Below are 5815 nucleotides of genomic sequence, written 5' to 3'. Positions count from 1 at the left end.
TACGGCGCCGCCCACCGCGAGGTCATGCCCTCCGTGGAGCACCGATCCCACGAGGGACTGAACAACCGGGCCGGGAACTCCCACCAGCCCACCAGACGGCGGGAACGCGCGATGAAGGGCTTTCGCTCCGTCGGCGCGGCCCAGCGGTTCCTGTCCGCGTTCAGCGGCATCTCACCCAACTTCCGCCCCACCTGATGACCGCCACCCGACACCGCGTCGAAATGACCATCCGCTTCGCCATCTGGGACCAGATCACCGGCGTCACCAGCCAGCCCACCGCAGCCTCAGCACAGTCCGGCACCGGGCCCTGTCACGTCATCAGACACCCACACACCCAACAACGTGACAACGCCGCCGCAGGGGATGTCGCCGGGTGCTGCCGCCATATCTCGCCTGCGGGGACGACCTTGTACGCGTAGGCTCCGGCGGCATGGCCGCCGACGGCCGGGGCGGCCCAGGGGAGTTGTTATGGGTGTGACGCGTCGTGTGCTGGTTGGGAGAGGGTTCAAGTCAGTGCGCTGGCGAGCATGAGGGCTGCGACGGCCAGCAGGACGATGGCGAAGGTTCTTTGCAGGACGAGTCCGGAGAGCCTGCCCGCCCAGCGTTTTCCGTCCCAGGCGCCGAGGACGGCGGCCGCGGTGAAGGGGCCGACCACGGCCCAGTGAATCGTTCCGGCATGGCCGAGTCGGGGGATGAGGGCGGCGACGGCGTTGGCGCTGATCACCAGCAGGCTGGTGCCGATCGCCTCGGCCATGGGGAAGGCGAGGACGGAGATCAGGGCCGGGACGGCCAGGAAGCCGCCGCCGACGCCGAGCAGACCGGTCACCGTGCCGAGCCCTGCGCCTGCGGCGGCCGACCTGACCGGGCCGGCCGCCTGTACAGGTGCGGTGGCGTGCCGGGGGGTCATCATGCGCCAGGCAGCCAGGCCCGCGAGGACGGCGAAGGCCGTGGTGAGGATCCGGCTCGGTAGGGCCGAGGACAGGGCCCCGACAGCGGCCGCGGCCGGCAGTCCGGCGGCGGCGAACAGAGCTCCGGACCGCCACCGCACCCTCCCGGCACCCGCATGGGTGAGCAGCCCGGTCAGGGAGGTGACGGCGACGATGAGGAGGCTGGCGGTGGTGGCCCGGGCGGGGGTGAAGCCGAGCAGGTAGATCAGGGCGGGGACGGTGAGCATGCTGCCGCCCCCGCCCAGTCCGCCCAAGGCCAGGCCGACGACGCCGCCGGCGACGAGGGCGAGGATGAGGGAGGTCATGCGACCTTTCCGTTCCCGCCTTGTTGGTTGCGGACCGGCAGTCCGGCTTGGGCCCATGCCTGCATGCCGCCGTCGACGTTGAGGGCTTCGATGCCGCGTGCGATGAGGAGTTCGGCGGCTTTCTGGGAGCGGTTGCCGGAGCGGCAGATGGCCAGCACCGGGCGACCCTTGACCGCTTCGGGCAGTAGTGCTCCAGTGGCAACGCGGCCGAGCGACAGCCAGATGGCGCCGGGAGCGTGCCCGGCGGCATGTTCGGTCTCCTCGCGCACATCGAGCAGGACCGCCTCGCCTGCCTGGGTGCAGGTGTGGGCCTCGGCCGGGGTTATTCGCCCGGGCCGTGGGGTGGCAGCCATGGTCTTCCTCCAAATCGGCCAGAAGTGAGGGTGCGTTGACGGATCAGGTGCTCACGACGAGGCCGTGGGCGGAGGCTTGCGGGAAGCTGTCGTCGATGGCGACGACGTCGCGGCCTGCCGCGTCCAGCAGGGAGGCGGCGATGGCGGCCCGCGTGCCTGCGGCGCAGTGCACCCACACGGTTCCGTCAGGGATCTCGCGCATGCGAGCTGGCAGCTCGTGCAGCGGGATGTGGACGGATCCGCTGATCCAGCCTCTGGCGCGTTCGGAGGCACGCCGCACGTCCAGAATCAGCAGGTCCTCGCCGCGGGCGCGGAACTTGGCCAGGTCCGCGAAGGCGGCGCGGGGAAAGGAACGCACGGTCGCGGGGTCGAGGGCCCACTCGTCCGGGGTGCCGGTGGCGGCCGCTGCGGGGCGGTCGATGCCTACCCGGACCAGTTCGCGCTGGGCCTTTGCGATCTGCTCCGGGCTCTCGCCGAGCAGGGTGACCGGCCTGCCCCAGGGGATGAGCCAGGCTAGGTAGATGGCCAGCTGCCCGTCGGCCTCGAAGTTGTAGGCGCCTGTCAGATGGCCGTCGGCGAAGGCGATCCTGTTGCGCAGGTCGACCACCCACTCCCCGGCGGCCAGGCGCGCGGCGATCTCGGCGGCGTTTGCCCGCCTCGGCCCGGTCAGGTCCGCCGGGGCAGGTCCGGTGGCGTTGGTTGGCCCCATGTGCGTGTAGTAGGCGGGGACGTCGTCCAGCCCGGCCAGCAACTCTGCCACGAAGGTGTCGGCGTCCTTGACAAGGGCGTCGTTGCGCGCCTTCTCCGCGCCGATGGTGGAGGCGTCACCTTCGGCCTGGGTGGAGGAGCAGAAGCTGCCGAAACCGTGGGTGGGCAGCACCCGTACATCGTCGGGGAGCTGGGCCAGTCGGTGAGCGGAGGCGTGCTGGGCGCGGGCGAGTTGTTCGGTCAGCCTCGGCTCGACCAGATCGGGCCGCCCGACGCTGCCGATCAGCAGCGATCCGCCGGTGAAGGCGGCGACGGGGGAGCTGTCGGCCTCCACGATGTAGGAGGTGTGGTGCGGGGTGTGCCCCGGGGTGGCCATGGCCTGCAGTACCAGGCCGTCCTCCAGGTCGAACCTGTCGCCGTCGGCTACGGGCACGCGGGCGAACGCCACGTTCGCGTCGGCGGGCACCAGGTAGCGGGCGCCGGTGATCCGCGCCAGCTCCAGACCGCCGGAGACGTAGTCGTTGTGAAGGTGGGTCTCCGCGACGTGGGTGATGCGCACCTGGTGCCGGCCTGCCGCGGCGAGCACCTGCTCGATATCACGCGGCGGGTCGACCGCGACCGCGGCGGCGGACCCGCCGACGAGATAGCTGCGGTTCCCCAGCCCGGCTATGGCCAAGGTCTCGATGAAATACACGCGTCCTCCAAAACCAGGAGAAATTACTCATGGAGTGATGTGCTCGAAGACAGGACCTGAGCGGTTTCGGGATGAAACGAGCGCCCGCGCCTGATACGTGGTCAGGCGCGTCCGCGCAGCAGGAGGTTCCAGTAGAGGAAGGGCAGCCCGTAGCGCTTGAGGTACCACATGTCCCTGCGCTCGTGTGTCGTGTCGATGACGGGGAAGGTGCGGCGCGGCTGCATGGTGTAGTCGAACTCAGCGAGCAGCATCTTCTGCCGTGACGTGACGATCGGGCAGGAGGAGTATCCGTCGTAGGAGGCCGGCAGCGAGACGGCTCCCCGGAGGCTCGCGGCGATGTTCCGCGCAACGACGGGCGCCTGCTTGCGGATCGCGGCCCCTGTCTTGGAGTTGGGCGAGGATCCGGCGTCGCCGAGGGCGAAGACGTCGGGGTAGCGGACGTGGCGCATGGTGTGCTTGTCGATCTCAACGTATCCGGCGGGATCTGCCGGGCCGGCCAGCGGCGTCTCCTTGAGCCAGTCGGGGGCCGACTGAGGTGGCACGAGGTGCATCATGTCGAAGCGGATCGAGTCTTTGGTATCCGAACTGTGGTCGACAACCGTGGCGCGGCGGCCCTCCGGATCCACCTCGATAAGTTCGCTGTTCTTGCGTACCTCGATGCCGTAGCGGGCCACCACCCGCTCCAGTTCCTCGGAGAACACCGGCACCCCGAACATGCCCGGTGCGGGCAGCACGAGCACGACCCGGATGTCCTTCAAGACGCCCTGTTCGCGCCAGTAGTCGGCGGCGAGATACGCGATCTTCTGTGGCGCCCCGCCGCACTTGATCGGTCCGGTGGGCATGGTGAACACGGCTGTGCCCGAGCGCATCGAGCGGATCAGTTCCCAGGTCTTGGGCGCAAGGTCGTACCGGTAGTTGCTGGAGGTGTGCGGCGCGGCGACCGCCTCCGTCATCCCGGGCACCTTGTTCCAATCGAGCTGGATGCCGGGGCAGACGACGAGCCTGTCGTAGCCGATGGTACGGCCGCCATCGGTGCTGACGGTCCGCTCCTCGGGGGCGATGGCCTCGGAGCGCTCCCGTATCCAGGAGACCCCTTTCGGCATGACCCAGCCTTGAGGGCGCGCGCTCGCCTCGGCAGGGGCACGGCCGCCGCCGACGAGGGTCCACAGCGGCTGGTAGTAGTGAGTGGCGGCGGAATCGATGAGCCCGACGTCACGGATGCCGGCGCGCAGCAGCCGGGCAGCGACGCTGACGCCGGCGGTTCCCCCGCCCACGATGAGGACCTGGTGATGGGCATTGATGGTCACAGCCGTGTTCCTTCCGGTCCGAGGGATCCGAGTGCTCAGCTGCTGGTCAGTCCGAGGCGACGGCGTGGCCGTAGTCGTCGTCGGTCAAGATCACGCCACGGCGTCGCGGGTCCACGAGTACGGCCCGTACCGTCGTGCGCGACGTACCTGCGGGCCCCGAGCCCATCGGTACAGATGAGCTCTACTTGCATGGCTCCCTGCCGTGATCTCTACCGGCATGGACCCCTTGTCCTATAATGTACGAACATTAGATCTGTAAATGTCCGGACTTCAAGAGGGAACGGAAAAAAAATCATGGCCCCCGATGCCAGCCCCTCGGCTTCAGCGCCTGTGCCCTCCGCGGGGAGGAAGACTGCGAAGACTCCGCTGTGGCGGCACGTCCGCGACGACCTGCGGGCGCGCCTGGCGAGGGGGGAGTTCACCGACTCCTTCCCCGGCGAGAACGAGCTGCGCGCGCAGTACGGGGTCAGCCGGCACACCATCCGTGAGGCGCTTCGCGAGCTGCGGCAGGAAGGTCTGATCACCGCGGCGCGAGGACGGCAGCCGCGGCCGGTGACCGAGCCGGTCATAGAACAGCCCGTGGGGGCCCTCTACAGTCTGTTCGCCTCCGTCGAAGCGGCCGGCCTTGAGCAGCGCAGCGTCGTGCGCAACCTCGACATCCGCGCGGACGCGCATGTCGCGGTGCGGCTGGCCATGGAGGAGTCGACGCCGCTGCTGTACCTCGAACGCCTCCGTCTGGCTGGTGGAGAACCGCTCGCCCACGACAAGGTGTGGCTGCTCGCCGCGGACGCTCGCGCGCTGCTCGACGTCGACTTCAGTCACACGGCGCTCTACGACGAGCTCGCCCGCCGGTGTGGCATCCATCTCACCGACGGCCAGGAACGCATCCAAGCGGTCATCCCCACCGCCGCCGAACAACGACTGCTCGAACTCCCTGCGAACGTCGCGGCCTTCTCCATCGAACGCCTCGGTCGCGCACGCGGCCGCGCCGTCGAATGGCGCACAACCCTCATCCGCGGCGACCGGTTCAGCGCTGTGGCACAGTTCGATGCCCGCGCCGGATACCGCCTCAACCTCGCCGCGACCCGCCTCCCCTTCCTCGGACCGGAACCCGAACGCTGACCCTCTGACGGCTCACTGGAGCTGGGCGGCCCCGGCAGGGGCGAGGCCCAGAACGACAAGAGCCGTATGACGGGAGACTGCCAGCCCAGGGGGAGATTCCCCCGGGCGACCCGACATTCCTCGGGCTGAGGTCCAGGAAGAGAGAAGCGGCCACGACGGGAGTTGACCCAGTTACCGGATCCTTTTCCTTTGTGTACCGCAGGCGCACACGCCGTTCGACGGTGGGAGCGGTCGGCGCAAATCACCAGGATCAGGCGATGCGCGTTCACCAAGCCGGGCCAGAGCCTTAGCTTGGTGTTTAACCTCGGCCGTTCACCTGACCCGCTGATCTTGGTTCGTTCTCGGGACAGCAGGACGGCCGTTCTTCACGCTTCGAGGT

General features: G+C 69.1%; 5 protein-coding genes and 1 pseudogene. 2 read left to right on the top strand and 4 right to left on the bottom strand.

The annotated features are described in order from the left end of the window. A pseudogene (locus tag AB0M27_RS46290) lies at positions 1 to 156 on the top strand (IS6 family transposase); the annotation flags it as partial. A gap of 349 nt (positions 157 to 505) precedes the next feature. Here AB0M27_RS46290 and AB0M27_RS46285 read toward each other — a convergent pair. The 4 genes from AB0M27_RS46285 to AB0M27_RS46270 all read right to left on the bottom strand — a co-directional run bounded on the left by AB0M27_RS46285 (position 506) and on the right by AB0M27_RS46270 (position 4314). Continuing rightward, positions 506 to 1252: a sulfite exporter TauE/SafE family protein gene (locus AB0M27_RS46285; RefSeq protein ID WP_365732207.1), complete on the bottom strand. Its 747-nt coding sequence runs from the start codon at positions 1250 to 1252 to the stop codon at positions 506 to 508. Beyond that, complete coding sequence (locus AB0M27_RS46280) at positions 1249 to 1605, bottom strand: rhodanese-like domain-containing protein (protein ID WP_365732205.1); 357 nt, start codon at positions 1603 to 1605, stop codon at positions 1249 to 1251. The genes AB0M27_RS46285 and AB0M27_RS46280 overlap by 4 nt, the downstream gene beginning before the upstream one ends. 43 nt (positions 1606 to 1648) lie before the next feature. After that, complete coding sequence (locus AB0M27_RS46275; RefSeq protein ID WP_365732203.1) at positions 1649 to 3007, bottom strand: MBL fold metallo-hydrolase; 1359 nt, start codon at positions 3005 to 3007, stop codon at positions 1649 to 1651. Between the two features lie 101 nt (positions 3008 to 3108). Next, the gene (locus AB0M27_RS46270) at positions 3109 to 4314 is read right to left on the bottom strand and encodes an FAD/NAD(P)-binding oxidoreductase (RefSeq protein WP_365732201.1); all 1206 of its coding nucleotides are present in this window, start codon (positions 4312 to 4314) and stop codon (positions 3109 to 3111) included. A gap of 294 nt (positions 4315 to 4608) precedes the next feature. On the opposite strand from AB0M27_RS46270, the gene AB0M27_RS46265 reads away from it, so the two are divergent. Beyond that, positions 4609 to 5436 carry a GntR family transcriptional regulator gene (locus AB0M27_RS46265; protein WP_365732199.1) on the top strand — a complete coding sequence of 276 codons (828 nt, stop codon included), beginning with the start codon at positions 4609 to 4611 and terminating at the stop codon, positions 5434 to 5436. Positions 5437 to 5815: the final 379 nt, after the last annotated feature.

It is taken from the genome of Streptomyces sp. NPDC052107 (assembly GCF_040680215.1).
In the GTDB taxonomy this organism is placed as follows: Bacteria; Actinomycetota; Actinomycetes; order Streptomycetales; family Streptomycetaceae; genus Streptomyces.
Note: the sequence above shows the minus strand (reverse complement) of the source record. Positions and strands in the feature narration are given on the sequence as shown.